The sequence below is a fragment of the Ruminococcus albus 7 = DSM 20455 genome, from assembly GCF_000179635.2.
GTDB lineage: Bacteria > Bacillota > Clostridia > Oscillospirales > Ruminococcaceae > Hominimerdicola > Hominimerdicola alba.
The window spans coordinates 140,451-158,941 of the sequence record NC_014825.1; the positions used below are offsets into that span (position 1 = coordinate 140,451).

9 protein-coding genes are annotated in these 18,491 nt (G+C 37.7%); all 9 read left to right on the forward strand.

The window, feature by feature from the left end:
* The first annotated feature begins 219 nt into the window (after positions 1-219).
* The 9 genes from RUMAL_RS19410 (at position 220) to RUMAL_RS19450 (ending at position 18,348) form a co-directional block, all read left to right on the forward strand.
* Entirely contained in the window at positions 220-1,137 is a 918-nt protein-coding gene (locus tag RUMAL_RS19410) for a tyrosine-type recombinase/integrase (protein WP_013483793.1), read from the forward strand.
* Positions 1,138-1,140: 3 nt separating this feature from the next.
* Positions 1,141-2,085: a tyrosine-type recombinase/integrase gene (locus tag RUMAL_RS19415; RefSeq protein ID WP_013483794.1), complete on the forward strand. Its 945-nt coding sequence runs from the start codon at positions 1,141-1,143 to the stop codon at positions 2,083-2,085.
* Positions 2,086-2,174: 89 nt separating this feature from the next.
* On the forward strand, positions 2,175-3,080 hold the full coding sequence (locus RUMAL_RS19420) for a hypothetical protein (RefSeq protein WP_013483795.1): 906 nt from the start codon (positions 2,175-2,177) through the stop codon (positions 3,078-3,080).
* Positions 3,081-3,098: 18 nt separating this feature from the next.
* Positions 3,099-4,190 carry a hypothetical protein gene (locus RUMAL_RS19425; RefSeq protein WP_013483796.1) on the forward strand — a complete coding sequence of 364 codons (1,092 nt, stop codon included), beginning with the start codon at positions 3,099-3,101 and terminating at the stop codon, positions 4,188-4,190.
* Between the two features lie 21 nt (positions 4,191-4,211).
* Positions 4,212-5,084 carry a hypothetical protein gene (locus tag RUMAL_RS19430; protein ID WP_013483797.1) on the forward strand — a complete coding sequence of 291 codons (873 nt, stop codon included), beginning with the start codon at positions 4,212-4,214 and terminating at the stop codon, positions 5,082-5,084.
* Positions 5,085-5,124: 40 nt separating this feature from the next.
* Positions 5,125-6,177 (forward strand): hypothetical protein, encoded by a 1,053-nt coding sequence (locus tag RUMAL_RS19435; protein ID WP_013483798.1) that lies wholly within the window; start codon positions 5,125-5,127, stop codon positions 6,175-6,177.
* Between the two features lie 76 nt (positions 6,178-6,253).
* The gene (locus RUMAL_RS19440; protein WP_013483799.1) at positions 6,254-16,531 is read left to right on the forward strand and encodes a beta strand repeat-containing protein; all 10,278 of its coding nucleotides are present in this window, start codon (positions 6,254-6,256) and stop codon (positions 16,529-16,531) included.
* Positions 16,532-16,922: 391 nt separating this feature from the next.
* Positions 16,923-17,363, forward strand: a complete 441-nt coding sequence (locus RUMAL_RS19445; RefSeq protein ID WP_013483800.1) for a DUF4869 domain-containing protein — start codon at positions 16,923-16,925, stop codon at positions 17,361-17,363.
* A 4-nt stretch (positions 17,364-17,367) separates the two neighbouring features.
* Complete coding sequence (locus tag RUMAL_RS19450; RefSeq protein ID WP_013483801.1) at positions 17,368-18,348, forward strand: hypothetical protein; 981 nt, start codon at positions 17,368-17,370, stop codon at positions 18,346-18,348.
* Positions 18,349-18,491 lie beyond the last annotated feature (143 nt).

The following is an 18,491-nucleotide window of genomic DNA, read 5'->3' on the forward strand; positions in this document are numbered from 1 at the left end:
ATCCACTTAAATTGTCTGCTTTGTTAAAATAATAATTGTGTTTCCAATTTGTTAATCATTTTTGCTGTCTAAACTATTGACTTTCCATGTGAAATTTGATATAATTTTATTAAGAACGATATGTATATAAGTCTATTTTCTACATAAAGTTATTCTATATTATATCATTTTTTGGTTGACTTTAAATTGAGAGCTTTATGAATGTTTTCGGAGGTGTGAATGAGTATTGTCAAGGAACAAATACTGGTGAACGATATGACAGTCTCCGATTTGTTTGAAGAATGGCTGGCAAGTAAAACAATAAGGTCGGATACAGCAAACAATTACAGGATCAAATACAGACGGTATCTTGAAAGAATACTTGGTGGCATCAAGGTCAACGACATCACGGCAGAAAAATGGAAGGAGCTTGAAACGGAAATTTCAAACGGCACTGATTCAAGGGGCGATTCTCTTACGCTTACCGGTATCCGATCTTTGTTTCAGATGCTTCGTTCAATTTTCACTTACGGAACGAAAAACTATGGCTTGAACTACCCTATGGGAGAAACCAATCTGCCGGAGGATAGGTATACCTCTGAGACTGTTTTTTCTCCGCACGAAGTAGAGATACTCAGAAAATCTGTCAAGCCGTACAAACCCGATCATCTTGGGATCATGCTCTGCATCTATACGGGAATACAGCTCGGCGAACTTTGCGGTGCCAAATGGGGCGACTTTGATACTGACGAAAGGGTGTTGAGGATTCGGCGTTCATTGGCAAGGGAGCATGATAAGGAAAATGATAACAAAACCGTTCTGAGGCTGACCGAATACGGAAACGAAAGAACCGCCCGAAATCTTCATATCCCCGACTGGATAAACGATCAGCTCATACTGCTGAAGCGTATACATGATGACAACGAAATGTTTATCCCAGGAAAAAGCGGAAGGTGTGAGCCTGTTATCTTTGTAAGCTACAGCTATACGGGATTTCTTGATAAAGCCGGCGTGAAATACAGATCGTTTACAGCCACACGGAACACATATATAAAGGTATCTGTTGAAAACGGCATGAGCTCGGAAGAACTGAGCCTTCTGCTTGGCGATCCGAGCGAGGAGTACACAAGGAAAAAATACTATGATAAAGTGAAATGATAAATGGAAAATAAAGAAACGACCAATATGACATTTCGGGAACTGTTTGATAGATGGCACAAGGAACGAAGCGAATCGGTGACAGAGACCACAAGCAAGGTGTATCGTTCTTACCTCAACAAATACATTCCCGATGATTTAAAGAATCGTTCGGTGAACAGCATCGACTTTGACGAATGGAAAAGTATAAAAAATGAAATGCTGAACGGCAAAGCTCCGAACGGTTCAAAGGTGGTGTCAAGCACCGCAAGAATGGCTCTCGGAGTTTATCACGCGGTATTTATATACGGAAAAAGAAATTTTGGTCTGAAAAACCCTGCTGACGGAGAATCGATAAATTACAGAGATATACGTTCAATTACCGTGTTTACCGAAAAAGAGGTAAGAAAGCTGCGAAAGGCGGTAAAGCCTTACGACGTGGTTCACCTCGGCATAATGCTTTGCCTGTACACGGGAGCTGAAGTAAACGAGATCTGTGCTGTCAGGTGGGGAGACTTAGACCTAAAAAATAATCTTTTGAAAATACGCGGAGTGGTAGAAAAAATCAATAAAAGGTCAAAAAAGGAAAAGAATAATCTCATAGTTGTTGAAATCACCGAAAAAAAGAACAGTCGAGAGCTGCCGATACCCACATGGATAGCCGAACAGCTGAAAATAATGGAGCCTATGCACGACGATGATGAGAACTTTCTCACCGGCGAAGAGGGATGCGCATATCCTATGACTTTTCGAGGTCAATATGTGGCTTTCGTCAAAGCTGCCAGAGTGCAGAAACGATCCATAAGTGCTCTGCGCCACACCTTTGCAATGACCTGTGTTAAGAAAAATGTCGAGGTCGGGACGCTGAGCGAGATGCTCGGGCATAAAAAGGTCAGTGATACGCTCAGAATGTATTACAGAAAGCAGATGACGGATAAACGTGAGATAGTCGAAAATTTGTACGAATAGTGCTTTCTGTGACAGTTTTGAGAAACGCTGATGAAAGGCTTGAAACAATACATTAGAACCGGTTGAAAACTTTCGGGAAGTGTGATATAATGAATAAAGCAAAAACGCCGAATGAACAACCTGATAATTTGGTTTATCTCAAAGAAACTCCTGCTGAAAGAACTTTGTTCGGATTTCTTACGATACTTATTGGACTTGGTATCTTCGGCTGTGTGGCTATCACCTTGGTCGGTATCAGCAGGTCGGGAAATATGAGTTTCTTCGCCAGAATGAAAAATACGGTCAGGTCATGGAATTCCGACTACTATGATATTCGGACAGACGCACCCGAAAAGGATACTATTATAATAGGTACACCATTGAGAAAGACCACACCTGATGTGCGTAGGATAACCGCCGATCTTCATGAGGACAGCAGCTGCGGCAGTTTTATGCCCGGTTCTTACGGAATGGCAAAGGTGTACATTATCCCTCACAATAAAAATGCCGAACTTACGGTTGACCTTAGCTTCAATGTTTACGGTTTAGTGAAAACGGCGGACGGTCAATACATAAGGATTGATGAATTGGAAAATGATCTTCCCGAACAGGAGAAATGCAGCAAGGCTGATAAGCTGCTTAACGGTCACATTCTTTTCTTCATGGAGAAGGAGAACGGTTACAGCGGCTTGCTGAAAGACGGGAGAATGACATACAACACAGCGGAACATCAGGAAGACCTGAACGCTAATGGAGAATACGAGGTCACGGTCTACTGGGTATGGGCTGAATACTTTGAGCAGCTTTCAAGTATAAATGCAGAGGGAGCGGTCATCAAGGATGTTTCTGAATCGGAAACGGTAAAAGAATACATAAACAGCCGCCCTGATGAGTTCTTTCTAAAGGGAGCGGGAGAAAGTGTATCGGAGATGCTGAACGACCAGTACGATAACGCAGACCTGCTCATTCATCAAAACATCGACGGATACGGTTTTGAGATAATAGCAAATAACTGACAGAAAGAGGTGGAGCAGATGAAAGATAACAATGATCTTACAACCAGTAACAAAATTGAAATAGCGGAATCTGCTTCAGCCCATGCCGAAGTTCGCTTGGAGGAAGTGCGCTCTGAATACCAAAAGCGCAAAATAAAGCTGATGAAGATCAGCTGTATGGTGATTATAGTCAGCATTGTCCTTGTTTTTGCAACTCGAAGCTGGTTTACCATGTCGAGAGAGGTTGAGGGAACTGGGGCTAATATGACGGCTAACGATTTGGTATTTGAAATAAAAACTGTCGGCTCAGTTTCTCCGAATGGCAATATTCTCGAATCATTGGGTTATAAAGATGGAACTCCAATAACAAGCGGAGCTACTTCCGCAAATGTTGGTGATATTAAATGGTTGCTTCAAGCCGACGATGATATGGCAGACGCAGGATTAAGACCTGGTACAAATGGAAATTTGAATTTTGTAATTCAGCCTGTGAATAATGACAGTTCAAAAAATCTTTCAATAAACTATAAAATCGAACTAACAGCTTATAGACTTTCTGACGATATGAAAGCACAGATAGCTGACGAAACACAAAAAAAGCTAAATGGTCAAAATTATACAATGCCAACTGTTACAATCGATGATCTTATTCAATTATCTGATAATACTACCGATACTAATTATTCAAAAGCTATTGACTACATAAAAGGGCATATACTATTCTTTAAAAATGCTGATAATTCTGGCAGGGTATATTTTGGAGAAACGCAAACAATAACATTTAATTCGTCGGAAAATAAAGAAATACCATTACACTGGGTTTGGCCCGATACTTTGGGAAATATGGTTTTAACTGGTAATAACATCATTAATGTTTGTGCTGGAGATGAAAAAGCCGACCTTATAAGCCATATCCAGAATAATCCGGCACTCTATTTTTATTCAAATGATTTGGACGATGATATGTTAGAAAATGGAAAGATTAAATCAAATGTTTTAGGAGACGATATTTCAGACTATTATCCAACGCTCAATTTGGCGTATAATGATGCTGATCAAGAGATTGGAGTTAATATTCAGTATATTATGATCGAACTGATAGTTGATGGCGATGTTGTGGGTGCTGAATAATACCAAAAAGGAGGCGGCGAAATGATGAAGATTAAAATAATTAATACAATAAAATCTTATTATGAGAAGCTGTCTAAAAAACGTAAAATTCAGTTACTTGTGTCGATTTTATTAACAGTAATGATTGGCATATCGATTCCGGTTTTAGCTTGGTTTTCAAAGCAACGGAAAATGGCTGTTTTAACCAATATTAATGCTCCGTATACACTATATCTTAGTGCTGGTAATCAGGAAAGTATAGTGTATTTGGATATGTCTTCTATAGACGTTGGAACCCCTGGCAACAGAGTTACAACGCACAAGGATTATGTGTTTAGTGTTCAAGGTTCTTGGGATATTAATGAATATTATTTGCAACTTGCTCATACTACTAATATTCCGTTTAAGTATTCTGTTTACAGAGTCAATAATGACGATATATATTCAGTTTCTGAATATGAAGATCTATCAGATGTATTAAAGGGAACATCAGTTTCATATACAACTCATAGTAATGGAGAGGGTACTAGTCCGCAAACCATTTATTATACATTTAGAGCAAATGAGAATTATACATATAACGACGCAGATAAACAATATGGTAAAGTGATGGATGCTTCTAATTATGTTAATCACGCAGGAGATCAATTGGCAGTAAAGAATTCATCAAATACATATTACAGTCAAACATATGATGAAACCAATACTACAAGAGTTCAGAAAAACGCTGTTCCTTTGTATATGCAAGCGGGTCCAATCAAGAAAAATGCCGAAACCCCTAATGGGCAAGATTTTTGCGATTACTATGTTTTAAGAGTTGATTGGTCTGATGCTCCAAGTCTTAGAAATGAAAAAGAAACAGATGAGATTTATATTACGGTTGTTTCTCCATCCGTGGTTAGAACAAGCGACTGATTTACTATAATACAAGAGATTAGAAGGGAGGCAAGTGTAAATGAAAAAACGAATCCTTAGATTTTTGAAGACATATTGGATAGTAATTTGGTTAGTATTGTCAGTGTTTGTGCTTGCTTCCATAACAACTTATGCTGCCTATGTTAGAACACAAAATGTTAAGCGCGTAATAAGCACGATGGGCGGAGCAGGCAATCGTTTTTCTTCCAATCGACTTGATGAACTTGAAACAGATAATGCTGCTCATGTATTTCGCTTAATTCCTGTTCCGGGTAACGTTCATGATGGTGGAATTGATAGAGCTTTGTCAATATGCAATTACCCTCAAGGATTTGAAGCGTCATATTATGAAACAACAATTTATTATGATCTTAAAGTAGAATTGACAGATAATCAATCATTAGCTCCGGTTTTTGAAAATGAAGCTGCTGAGCTTTTGCGTTATTATGTTGAAGAAAGTGATGGAACGAAACATTATTTTGAAAAAGACTCGGGAACAAATAGATTTTTTCTAACAATCGGTAATCAAGAATTGAAAGGCAAAAAAACCAGTACGAACACCTATACGATTCATTTTCCTAATGTCAATACAGGAATATACATGGATTTCTTTGCAAAGCCCTTAATTCTTGATGGAAACCAAAAAAAATCTACTGATGATTTAAAATCTCTCGGTGCAATTATAAGTGCAGTATCTGTAGATCAAAGTGAGGATACGAACTGGTCAGGAGCTTTAGTTGAACCTAGAGCTACCGGTAAAGCTGTTACTGACTATGATGCTTTTAATTATGTTATTAGTGGAGCAGGAGCAGGAACAATAACATTGAAATGGAAAGCAGATATGTTGGAAATCAACACTCATTACATGGATAATGAAGGCATATCTGCCGTAGTAGATGGTCCGGAAAATGGATATTATTCACTAAAATATAATGTTACAGCAAATCAAACTAAAAACAGATATTCATTCCAAATGTATAAAAGCACTAATTCAAATTGGAGTAGTATAACTAATTTTTCTTCAATTGCAAATGATGATAATTCAAACGATCCTTTAATTATTTTTAACTTTACGGCTTCGACATCACCTTGATATATTGAGTGTTTTAGATACGGCTGTAATAGGGCTAATACAACTTACAATTATGTGAAAGGAAGGCTCGAATAACATGAAAAACAAATCGAATAATAAGAGACGCTCGAATTTGTTTAAGCGTGTAGTGTGCCTTGTTTTGTCAGCTGCAATTCTTATATCAGATTCGTATATCTTAACTGTTTTAGATGACATTGGAATAAATTTGCTTCCTGTTGTATATGCTGAGGAAACGAGAAACATTAGTACTATTAGTGAGTTGGTTCAGTATTCTAAAGAATATGATGCTTCTCATGCGAAAGATACTCTTAATATTTCTATTGCTTCCAATGGAGTTGGAACATATCAAACCTCTGATACACAGTATTCTTATGACGAATTCATTAGTATTGGCAATAGTTCATCTAATGCATTTGAGGGAACAGTCAATATAACGGTTTTGGCTAGTTCTTATTTCAATTTTTCAAAACCATTATTTGGATATATTAAGGATAGTGCGCAAGTAACAGTTTCAGGTGGAAGCAGTAGTGGGTATTTGGAGTTGAGAAGACCGATGACCTCAAACCTTATGCCAATTTTCGCCGAAAATGTTATTCATGATACAGATACTACAAAATATGACCCTGCTGATGAAAGTCAATATACTAATTGGAGAATTAGGATCAATTATTTTCATGAAGAAGGCGAAGCTTCGGTTGTCACTAACTTTCCAAGTGTAATTGGTCGTATTGATGATAACAGCAAATTAAGTCTTGATATTTTAAATGATGCTCAATATACAAATAATGGAGAAGAATATAAAGCTGATATTCAAGCGACAGCTTCCGGTGTAAACGCAGGATTGATTTGTGGCACATTGGGGGAGAATGCCGAAATTAAGGTATCAGTTGGCGGTTCAAACACCAATTTTTCTGTCACATCCGCAAGTGGAAATGCTGGTGGTTTGATCGGTGAAATGGAATCTGGCTCCAGAGTAATTCTTGATGGTTCAAACATAACAGGAGGTTCTAATAGAACTATAACGGCTTCAAATGGTTATGCAGGTGGTTTAGTTGGAAAAGCCACCAATGCTTCCATAGTATTTGACAACGGTTTTAACGTTAATGAACACATTAATGGCAAAAACGGTGCCGGAAGTATTGCCGGTTATTATATTAGTGGAAGCGGAACAACATTTGATCTTGATAAAGCACAGATTAGCTGTACAGTAACCTCAGCAAATGCCGGAGGTCTTTTTGGTGTGCTTGAAACATCAGGTGATTTTTCTTTGGCTGGAGCTAAAGATGCTGAAACAGGTGATGATTCTTATTCAATTTCTACAACTGTAGCAAATCAACCCCAAAATGCAGTTTATGGAGGATTGATTGGTTTATATAAAACAAGCGCACTTGTTAACACACTTACTATTGGCGAAATAGCTTTAACGACAAATGGTACTGGCAATTGTGCGGGATTAGTTGGGAAAATTGATGACTCCAATCCTGCTTATATTACGGTTAATGGCTCTTCGGTTACAAATAACATTAAAAGCTCATTTTGCGGTGTTGTAAACAATGCCGGAAATGCAGGTCATTTTTTGGATATAGGCGATTTTACGCTATCAGGTTCGTCTCATTCCGGTCTTGTAGGTACTATGAATTGTGGTGTTATTAGACTTACTGGAACTACTGATCTTTCAGGTACTACCAGCTCTGATGCTCAGCTTGTCAACAAGAGAGGAAATACCCTAATTTATGGAGTAGGCGATGGCAGCACAAGCGGTTGGCTTTTCAAACGAGGAACCGCTGCCGCTGTTGATGATATTGGAAATTGGGGCGAAGTTGTTCGCGTTGCAAGTGATGGTTCAGGAGATGTTTTTGAGTTTGATTCTTCTGCGCATACTGTAACTGTGGCATCTTCAACGACTTCAATTTCAACACCAGCTCAGTTTATTGCTACTGCTGTAAATATGCAGATCAATCAGGGAGATCGTGGTGCTTTACAATTTGCTCAGGACTCAAATGATGATACTAAAACTGTATCTGATACTCTTCTCAGCAGTTTAACCACTATTTCTATATCAGGAACGATTAATCTCGCAGGTACGGGAGTAATGGGATTAATGCGCGACGATGGCAAAAAAACCACTTTTTCCGGTAATACTGCAACTGAAACTGATGTTGCTTTTTCCGGAACTATAAATGGTGGTGGAATTGTTAATCTTGCAATTGGTGAACCTTATGGAATAAGAGGAACATCTGCATTAACTACTAACGGCGATGGTAATGGTAGACTTCATGGTCATGCTAAAGTAGGTTTACTTTCTGTATCTGATGATGCAACTATTTCGAGTCTTACGATTGGAGGAACAATTGATACTAAGGCTAGCATTGAAATGTACTTAGGAGGATTTGTCGGTCAATCGAAAGGTGATCTTTCTTTGACAAGTGTCACCAACACAATTAGAATAGATGGTAGCTTCAGTTCGGATAAAAGCCAGTATATTGGTGGAATGATTGGTGAAGTTGAAGGTAATGGGTCAGTTATCTCAATAAGTGGAAGTAATAAATCTGTTATTTCTTTAAATGGGCATAAAACGACCTATGCATCAAATGGAATAGGTTTTGTTGAAGACAATACAGTTACTGTAAGTTTCAGTGATTATACTTTAGGAAATACCAGTTCTACAAGTTCAGCAAGTTTATCTAATACTTCTGGTGCAGATTACGCAAGATGTGGTGGAATGATAGGTGTTATCAACGGTTCCACAAAGAATAAAACTGTCAATTTTAATGATGTATCGATTTCCTACTATGATTTGAATTTAACAGCAAGTGAGTGTGCAGGTGGAGTTCTTGGGTATAAATGGGATAATACAGAGGTTAATATTGGTAATACCGGAACGACAGGAATAGTTGTTTCTTACGGAGATGTTGATCAGACAGCTGTTAGTGCTGCTGGTTTGGTACACACCGCAACGGGGCATTGGGCTGTATCAAAATTAAAAATTAATAACACTGACTTTGGTTTAATTAACACTACTAATTATGGTGTCCTTGTAAATAAAGGAGATGGACTTTTTATGGAAATAAAGAGTTCATCAGGTTCTAACAATGGATTTGACCTTAGTACAGGTAACACTGTAACAAACACAGGAAGTACTTTAACTGTTTATGATGAATTGGTTGCATACAGCGCTTCGGTTGATGATAGTGGGAATTCTAATGTGCTGAACAACGGTAATGGAGTTGTATCTATTCATACTGCTAGCGGAACTGTAGTTGGTGGTAAATATTCAAATCAGATAACTTCTCCGAACAGTTTAAACAATAATAAATTCACAAGATATTATTATGATTTAGATGTTATTCGTGCAGCTGTTACATCGGGTTCATACCCATCAGGCAGTACAACGGCTGAACAGAACGCATATAAACTGATGATGTGGAATCTTAAACAGTATGCCAGTTCCGGTATTCAGTCATATTTTACGTCTTCAAATAATGCAACAGAGCCCCTGACAGGTGATTTTGATTTATCAAAAGTATCTTATTATCCAATTAATAGAGCATCATCTGATGTTAGTATAGGTGCGGCTAGTTTTACTTTCAATAATAAGAATATAGAAGATTCTGTTGTTGCAGGAACTACCTACCGCTCAACAGTTAGTAATAATTCCCAGCATTATTTGATGCATTCCGGATTATTTAATAATGTTACTAGTAATTTAAGTATAGGTGATAATATCACATTGTCTGGTAGTATTGGTAAACATGAAAATGGGTCAGGTGCTATAGTTACCGGCACTTTAGGCGGACTTACGGAAGGAACAACTTCGTTTTCCAATACAACAGGAAAGCTAATAACCTTAAACGGATTAACTGTCAATGCTGCTGATAACTATACTCCTGAAGGGGAATCGAGTGCGGTTACTACTTATAAACCGGTTCTGATAAACAGAATCAATAATCACGTTTCATTATCTCTTAATGGAGTAAAAACAGCTGCTAATAGCTATGTTGCTACTGGCGGCGGTGTTAATACTGCGGGTTCAAGTTTGATAGGAACGGTTGGTACAAGAGATGGAGATAATAAAGCCACCTCAGATTCAATCAGTTTAACATTTAATGATATAAGACTTGATGCGAGAACAGATTCAAACAAGAGTGTGGAGGCATTATCGGGTCTTTCAACAGCCTATGGAACTACTCAAGGTGTATTTACAAGAGCTACTCTTTTAGAAGAGTTTATCTTTAATAACAATAGCGACTGTAAAGGAGTGTATAATTATAGACTTTCCGAGGACTGGAATAGTTCCACAAAAGCAGCCATTCATAATGTAACTTACGGTTATGAAATAACCGGAACAAGTGAATTTGTAGGTATGCAGGATCACTATGTAGACTTGCTGGGAAAGACTGACCCAACATCGTATGATAATACACAAGATGAAACAGAATATAGTTTTGCTGACTTTCTTCCTTATGTAGCTGTTCGAAATTATTCTGAGGCAAGTGATACACAGCGTTCAAGAGAAATAATGGTCAATCACACCAATGTTAGTATTACTGACGGCTGTGGCACGTATAATGATCCTTATATAATTGATACTAATGGTCAGATAGAAGTTATTGCAAAGATTTTGGAACAAGGCGAAGTTAGTGATGGTTTTACTATCAATGTTCCTAATATTACTGCTGTTTCGGGCACCAATTTCACTTATGAAACTTGGCATACCAACGATCACATTCTCTTAACGTTCAATAACGGCACCTATAAAGCGAGTACTGCAACATATAATCATACTACGGCACAGCTTGCAAAGTATCTTGCTGGTGCATATTATAAGATCACCAAGGTTGAAAAAGAGGGTGAAGATGATACTGTAACTTATGAGAGTATTACAATAAGCAGCGCTTCGTTTAATGGTCTTGGCGGTACCTCTAATGAGTATGCTTTTCATGGCGTAATAGTAGGAGATACTGATACTGCAACATATCCTCTTGTCAATAATACCGGTTCTCCGCTTATCAAAACAAGCCATGGTAGTGTTGTGAAAGATTTGAATATTAATGTCAGAAATGAGAATATCTCTAGAACACAGGAAAACAATACTCAGAAATTCGTAATTAGTGGTGGCTGCTCTAACTACGGAGCTGTTATCGGTCAGATTCTTGGTGGAGATAATATCATAGATAATGTTGCTGTAGATTTTACAGATTCAACCATTAAAGTTGAAGGTTCATCTGCAAATGTTATTCCGGTAGGCGGATATGTTGGTGTTGTAGCCAGCGGTGCCCTGATTTTCAGAGGAATGAACGGTAAAAACCATGCCGGACTTACAACAGGCATTGTTAAGGACGGTACAACAAGTATAGCTATGGATAGCACTGATTGGCTTTATGTCAACCCAATTATTGGACGAGTCCTTAATGGCTATGCAGTTTATGAAGCAGGAACCAACAGTAGTAGTAATGATTATAAATATAGTGAAAGTAACGTTACTATGAAAAATGGTACAAAGAATTATTCTATTGCTGATATTGACCCTGACATTGACAAGGTTGAAGTTTCGGCCTATACGCAAAAAGGAACAACAGGATATTACACGACTAATGTAACCATTCCTAATGCTCAGTCGCTTTATGTACTTTCGCTATTAATGCAAAGCAGAACTATAGGTAATGATAAATATGGTACTGCACTTAAAGTGTTAAATAGTGATAGCTATGATTCAACAGTTAAACAGGCAATGCATCATGGAAAATATGACAAAGTCGGCACGGCTGATAACAGCGATTATAATTCCTATGCTAAATATGATACTGTTGGTGTAGACACGGTAAATGGCATTAAGTATGCTCCTTATATTGTTGAAAGATATACAAGTGCAGTCGGTGAAAAGTATTATGTATTATCTCTTACAAACAATAAAACCGTTTGCAATATGACTCTTACAGGAAGCGACGCTGACTGGTATTTACCTGATGGATTTAAGGGAGTTGGGTACATCGGTTACGATAAATCCACATCCGATGGAATTAGTCTTCATAAATTCAACGGTAATGAGAAAACTATTCATTTGAATATGTCCTTGAACCATTACTCTGATAGTACAGATAACTACTGTCCAAGTAGTGGTAATGTAGGTTTTGGTCTCTTTAGTTCGATTAAGCATAATTCACAGGCGCAGGGAGGTGCTGTAACAGCTGATAATCTTGAAACAGATGATTACAAAATTAAGAACCTTAATTTAACAGGTACTATTGACTATAATGTAGCTGATGTTACAGAATATAGTTCTTCAAATGTTTATAAGGATAAATACATAGATGTTGGTGGATTTGCAGGTTATTGTGGATACAGTGAGGCAAATGATTTAAGAATAGAAGGCATAGATCTTTCAGGGCTTACTATCAATGGGTTTAAAACTGCCGGCGGCTTGTTCGGCTATCTGAAAATGGCAGCAAGTAATGTGTATTTAGCCAAAATATCAAATATAACAGCTTCAAATGGCACTTTGACTGTCACTTCCAAAGATTATGTTGGAGGTATTGTGGGACGATGTGAACAAATTGGCTTAACTATTGACAGTTTGACTCTTGATAACCTTAGTATTGTTTCCTACTTTTATGAAACAGGCACTATTACATATAATAATGGAGCTGGTGGTATTATCGGTTGGGCAGCAAATGCTTCAACTAATCAACCAATAACGCTGAGTAATATAACTGTAGGTAGTAGTACAGCAATATCTAATCTTCGTATAGGATACCCTAATAAAGCACCATATACTAATACTAACAATGTCGATAATTATTATCAGATTGCTGTAGGTGGACTTGTTGGCAGGAGCATGACAAATAAGAACAGCAGTTATAGTTATTCGATGATAATAGAGCATTGCTATGTTTACAATGTTGATTTTTATGGTCATAGAGTTGCGGGGATTATTGGACATGATGCAGCTGGTTCAGGTAAGACAGCATCTGGATCCTATTTGCTGATGTCAGATGTCCATGTTGTAAGTAGTAATAGCGCATCGATTAATGGAATCAAAAAGTTGTCAAACCTAGGTGATAGAGGTTGTGGCGGATTAGTTGGTGTTATGTGGAACGATAAGAATAAAGATTTTATTGATTGTAGTGTTGAGGGTTATACGTTACGTTCTTATAATGATACTGGTGGAATTTCATCAAATATGCAAACTGGAGGAACTGTAACAATAAAAAATTTCAAAGCTACAGATTTGAATATCTATTCTAATTATCATGGCTCATTATTTGGATATTTAAAATGTACTACAAATGGATATAACATACTACTTGATAACATTCAGTTCAATAATTATGTTGATGAGGAAGGGGTAGTTCATAAGCATAGTAATGGATATATCGAAAAAAAATACGGTTATTTGGTCGGTAATAATGGCGGCTGTGTAATTAAACTTGTAGGTTTAACAAGACAACACTTAGAAAATACAGCTCATGATCACCTGAACAGAATTGTTGGAGCTAAAAACTCCGACTCAAATTACAATTATGGTTCAGGCGGGTATATTATCTTTGCTGACACTCTTGGAAAAAGCACAACTACAGCAACTGCTGGAACCAAGCAATCTGATTTGTCAGATAAAACAAATGTCACAGCGAAGTCACCGTGGGTAACTGTAAGCCCAAGTATCAACATTAGCGGAACAGAAGCAGATAGCACTCAGGTATTGACAGGCGACAGTATTATGTCAAATTACCTTGCTGCGGATACTCTGAGCAATTACAATGGTGTTGATACAGCTGGTATTATTTCCTCACTTGCTGATGTAAATTCAACTGCCAAAACGAATTACGCAGGCTTTAGAGATGCTCAACTATTCTCAACCTATGAGGACGAAATGGGTGATGGTTCTCTGCCTGAAGGAGTCTCAAACTTTGCTGTAATTGCGGTTGATAATAACGGATTAAGAGATGATTTAAATACCGCAATAAATAGTTATGTTCAGATGCTTACGCATACAACAGATGTTTATTCTCGAACAAATAATAATGGGAATGTATATAAGGTTCAAATTTACAGATGTACTTATGACTCAACTGAGCAAGTATTCGTAAAGACTGCCAGCAGTGATGGATTAACTAGAGATACTAATGGTTTTTACCCTTCTGTTGAACACCCTGATACTGATGCAGATACAGCGTGCTTTACTTTGGTTGACATTCAGTTCTTGAACCCGAGCAATTCTAACGAAGTCGCATATCATGTATATGTACCGGTACTCATAAAGAAATTATTGAAGTTTAATTTCAAGGCTTCTTCTTTGCCGGGTACGGTATATGATTATACTAACTATGTTTACAAAACTTCATCACACACAACGGAGGATAAATGGGGAACACCAAGTGTTACTAATCTCGGAACACCGGTCACCATGTATTTCCGTTATGATTACACTTCAAATGTAAGTGAGTGGCAGGAGATGATTAACAATGGCGAAAGTTTGATGTGGCATACTAACAACAAGCTGCAATTAAAGACTGCTGCAAGTAATCTTCCGTTCAATACAAGAATGGTTTTGGTCGATGCAAATAATAACGATAGAGCGTATTTTGCTAAGGCAAGCGACACGGGAGTTTTTACTAAAAATACCAACTCTGATCAAAATGATTATTTTGTTGATCTTACCAAGTTTAAAAACGGTTCTGATTATTTTGCGGCAAAGAATTTTGGAGAGAGGCTGCTAATTTCAGCCAGTACGACATCATCGTCAGCAGCTACTAAGGCCTATGTAATATCGGCTGCTGGTGAATCGGTATATGTAACTGCAACAATTGGAAGTGAAACAACTCGCTCCAACTTTAGACCCGCAACGGACGCTGAAATATCGGATAGTTCAAAAACCAAGTATTACTTAACAGTTGATGGAGTAACTTCTTTACCTCCGGCTGGATTAACGGAAAGCTATTACATTACTTTCTTTACAGATACGGCAGATGATCCGCTAAGAGTAATTATAGGTGGTTCTGCGCCTTCGCTTTCCTCATCTCCTCAGAATTCGGAGATTAGCAAACATACTTTGAAATGCACAAATCAAACTGAATCTGCATTGATTTTAGGAAATATTTTCAAGCAAGAATTTACAAAGTTTGAAACGGAAAATGCTCAAAGTGGTTTGGTGAATAACAGCTGTGATTATTTTGAAGCTGACATAACTGTAAAAATCTCAGTTAACAACGATAATGATGAGGCTGAAACGATAATTAGGTATTTGAATAATGATTCAATTGAAGTGTACCATAGTATTCTGTTGGGATTAACGAAGAATGATGGTACCACCGTTGAAAACACTATTTATGGAACACCTACTTATACTGTAAATACGGCTAAAGCAGCGTCAGGGATTTATGGAACTATATCTTCAACATTTTCCGATAGTGCTGTTGATATATCTGGATTCAGTATTCCGTCACCAAACAATACATCTAGTTTTATTCAAATTGGTGATTTGGATTATAATATTAAGCCGCTTTTAGTTGAAAAAATCGGATCAACATATGGAGGTGCAATAATATCTGTCAATGGTTTACGAGTTCATTTTGACTATCTGAATATTCCTAACCAATTTCCCTATCAACCCAGTACTGTGGAAGGACAAAACACCGTAGGCACAACTGTCAAAGCATATTCGACCTTAGATTCAGATTATACTAATATAGCTTACAGCAGTATAAGAGAAGAAATGGCTGATTCTAATGCAGTAAAGTATCATAGCGAGACCCCCTCATCAGCAACGCTTGTTTACGTTGTTGATACTAGTGATGATATAGATATTGTAAAGAATTATAATATGCTTGGCATAAACCCAATAGATGAGGCTGAATATTTCAATAATATTATAACTGCTGACGGAACATATAATGCGGTTTCATTTGTTGATTCAGCTCAAGCCGGTAAGATTAGATGGACTCTTTCTTTAGAAAAGAAGAATGAATCCGGTGCTTATGAAACTGTAAAAATGTCTGATTATGTTTCTGGAAATGTTACTGTTGGTAATCGAACTTCTGGCGCTGTATTTTCGGCTTCTGGTAATACGTTTATTTATGATGAAGATTATACAACGCCAATGGACATTACAAAACTTACAACCATTTATGCAATGAAAACCGGAGATGATCTTGAAGCTCTTGTTGACGGTGACGGGAATCCTGTTACTGGTGTATATGCAAATTACAAGGTAACATTGTCAGCTACATTATATACAGGTTCGGAAGCATTGTCTGGAGATTTAAGTAGCCGAAAAATCGATAATTCAACTGTTTCTGATTACATTAAGTATACAAATGCTAAGGTTAAATCAAGTTGGGTTAATCCTAGCAATTAGTAGGACATAGTTTCAGTAAATGTGTTTCTCTATTGTGAGCGAGTTTATTATCTATGCTAAAGCAATTTTCGATTCAACATTTATTGAGCCAAGTTATTATTTTGTGAGCCAAAGGAATCCCAATTTCCGCGGCTCACTTTCATTTTTCCTTGAAAAACATCTTTGCCCCTCTTGCAATCAAGTCTGTTTTAGTGTATAATAGTAAGAGAAGAACAATGAAGCAGTCGCTATGTGCAAACAAAACAGTTGACAAACTCCTTGCAAAAAAGTTGACCACGAAATTCGTGTATTTTGAACGGTTTAATATATTCGCAACCATGTAAAAAAGAAAGAAAAAGAAATAGTAATTGGCTGTTAGAAATGACAGAAACGGAATGAAGGGTAAAAACAAATGCTGAACATTATATTTGGTGAGTATGCAGGTGTAGTCACAAACCCTGCCGTGTACTTTAAAAACACTTATGAAGACGAATGGATCACAGATGAATTGTCTCGAAAAATGATTCAGGCTGTTGACCATTCAACCGTCATCAGTGAACGAGTTATCGAAAGCCCTGTTCTTGGTGCGATTACTCCTAAAGAACTTTCGGGCGGCGTAAAAACTCTTATTCTTATCAACAATTGTCCGGACAAGATTTTCAACGCATCTGCTTGTGGTGATAACTGTGCCGAGTGGCTGCTTGAGATTGGTCAAGAAAAGGATATAACGATCAATCTGCGTCACATCATGGACTTTGGTGAGGGCAACTTTGATATTCACATTCAGAATACAGATCAGATAGTTCACAGCATGAAGGAGCTTATTCCGATTGCCGGAATGATCGTGAGGTGAGCGCATGAAGGGCAGTTATACAATCAGGGTCGGCAACAGCAGGCTCAGATACGAGTTCACTATTTGTAGGAACATTACTATTCTCAAGGGCAACAGCGCTACCGGAAAGACCACACTTGTCGAGATGATAAGGGAGTACTATGAGGACGGAGAACTAAGCGGTATTCAGCTTGAATCAAGTGTACCGTGCAGAACACTATCGGGGCGTGACTGGAAGTACATTCTGCCTGCGATAGAGAATAGTATCGTGTTTATTGATGAAGATAACGATTTTCTGAGAACGCTGGAATTTGCCGAAGCAATACGCCACAGCTCAAATTATTATGTGATTGTCACAAGAGAGGGTCTTGCGTATCTTCCTTACAGCGTGAATGAGATATACGGCATAAGGGAATCTGGCAAATATGCAGGGCTAAAACAAGTCTATAATGAGTTTTACCGTATATATCATTGGGTAAGCGAGATAGAAAAATCCAACATTGTCAAAGTGGTTGTTGAAGACACTAACTCAGGCTATGAATTCTTTTCGGCACTTGCTGCTGACGGTCAGCCGATTGTTATTAGCGCTGAGGGTAATTCGGGAGTGTTTAAAAAGCTCCTTGGTCGTGACCCTTCGGAAACGTGTCTTGTCATTGCTGACGGGGCAGCCTTTGGCTCGGAAATCGACAGAGTGATGAAGCTGATACATGACGCAGATAATGTTATTTTGTATCTTCCCGAGTCGTTTGAATGGCTGATCCTGAAGTCCGGATTGATAGACGGAACTCGCATACAAGAGATGCTTGCAAATCCTGAAAACTATATTCTCAGTGACAAGTATTTCAGTTGGGAACAGTATTTTACTGCACTGCTCATTGATGAAACCAAAGATACTTTTCTTAGCTACTCTAAGAAGAAACTAAATCCCGTGTATCTGCATGAGATCGAAAAAAGCAAAATTGTAAACGCTATGGATAAGATAGGAGAACTGTTTTCTGATAACTAAAATCGTAAGAAATGATAGGTTGCTGTTCAAGGTGAGTTTAGCGATGTTTGAACAAAACGGTTGACCAACTCCTTACAAAACAGATGACCTAAAATTGGATCAAATATTGCTGTTTCATATTTTTTTGGATATTATAAACCAAG